This is a genomic window from Mesorhizobium sp. M7A.F.Ca.US.005.03.2.1, assembly GCF_003997795.1.
Taxonomy (GTDB): domain Bacteria; phylum Pseudomonadota; class Alphaproteobacteria; order Rhizobiales; family Rhizobiaceae; genus Mesorhizobium; species Mesorhizobium ciceri.
Genome location: NZ_RZRP01001240.1, coordinates 1 through 1,294, shown reverse-complemented (window position 1 = coordinate 1,294; position 1,294 = coordinate 1). Strand labels below are relative to the sequence as shown.

1 protein-coding gene and 1 pseudogene are annotated in these 1,294 nt (G+C 62.6%); one reads left to right on the top strand and one right to left on the bottom strand.

Features of this window, described 5'->3' with window-relative positions; all coding sequences use genetic code 11:
• The first annotated feature begins 104 nt into the window (after nt 1–104).
• The gene (locus tag EN991_RS36650) at nt 105–998 is read left to right on the top strand and encodes an HlyC/CorC family transporter (protein ID WP_013529359.1); all 894 of its coding nucleotides are present in this window, start codon (nt 105–107) and stop codon (nt 996–998) included.
• A 24-nt stretch (nt 999–1,022) separates the two neighbouring features.
• On the opposite strand, the pseudogene EN991_RS36645 reads toward EN991_RS36650, so the two are convergent.
• Nucleotides 1,023–1,294, bottom strand: a pseudogene (locus EN991_RS36645) (SpoVR family protein); the annotation flags it as partial.

Here is a 1,294-nt window from a genome sequence, read left to right as displayed (position 1 = left end):
ATCCTGACGCGCGGCGTCGGCCAGGCTTTCATTGCCAAGGATGTTCCGGCATCGGAAGTGCTGTCGTTTCTGAGGGAAAACCACCCAAAGGAAAGCGACCGGAGATGAACGAGCCCGGCTGGATCGTTGTCGCCGTCCTTGCCATCCTCATCGTGCTGCTCGTTGCCGTGCGCACGCGCCTGCTTGCCATGTTCGGGTACGAGCTTTCGCGCATCGAGCCGCAGCGTTCCAGCCAGGACGAATTGCGCGGCGCGGTCGACGATTTCCGCCGCGACGGCCAGGTGGTGCGCGAGGATCGCGACCGCGTCGGCGGCCTGTTCGATCTCGCCGAACTCGAAGTCTCCGACATCATGGTCCACCGCACCAACATGCGCTCGGTCAATGCCGACAATGCGCCGGAAGCGGTGGTGCGCGAGATTTTGCAAAGCCCGCACACCCGCATGCCGCTGTGGAAAGGTTCGCTCGACAACATCGTCGGCGTGCTGCATGCAAAGGATCTGCTGCGCGCCTTGAACGAAGTCGGCAACGATTTCTCCAGGATCGACGTGATGAAGATCGCTTCGAAACCCTGGTTCGTGCCCGACACCACGACCTTGCAGGAACAGCTCAACGCCTTCCTTCGCCGCAAGGCGCATTTCGCCGTCGTCGTCGACGAATATGGCGAGGTCGAAGGGCTGGTGACGCTGGAGGACATTATCGAGGAGATCGTCGGCGAGATCGCCGACGAGCACGATGTCGACATACAGGGCGTCAAGCAGGAGGCCGACGGCTCCGTGGTCGTCGACGGTACGGTGCCGATCCGTGACCTCAACCGGGCTCTCGACTGGAACCTGCCGGATGAGGAGGCAACCACCATTGCCGGCCTCGTCATCCACGAGACGCAATCGATCCCCGAGGAGAAGCAGGCTTTTACGTTCCACGGCAAGCGCTTCATCGTCATGAAACGCGACAAGAACCGGATCGCAAGGCTGAGGATCAGGCCAGCCGGCGACGCCTGATGTGCGCCGGGAGACCGGGTGCCGTCATCCCGCGATCTGGCTCGTCGAGCGTTCGTGGATCGTCGCGCCGGTCTCGGCATCCATGGCCGCCAGGCTGACTTCATAACCCCAAAGCCTGCGGATGTGACGAAGCGTGGCGTCGCGGCTGGCATCCTCGAGAAGGATGCCGTCATTGACCTTGTGCTGCAGCCGCAAATGGCGGTCGCCGAGCAGATCGACATCCACCACCTGAATGTCCGGCCGGTTCGCGCCGAGATCATAACTGTTGGCGAGCGCGGCGCGTATCTTGGCGTAGC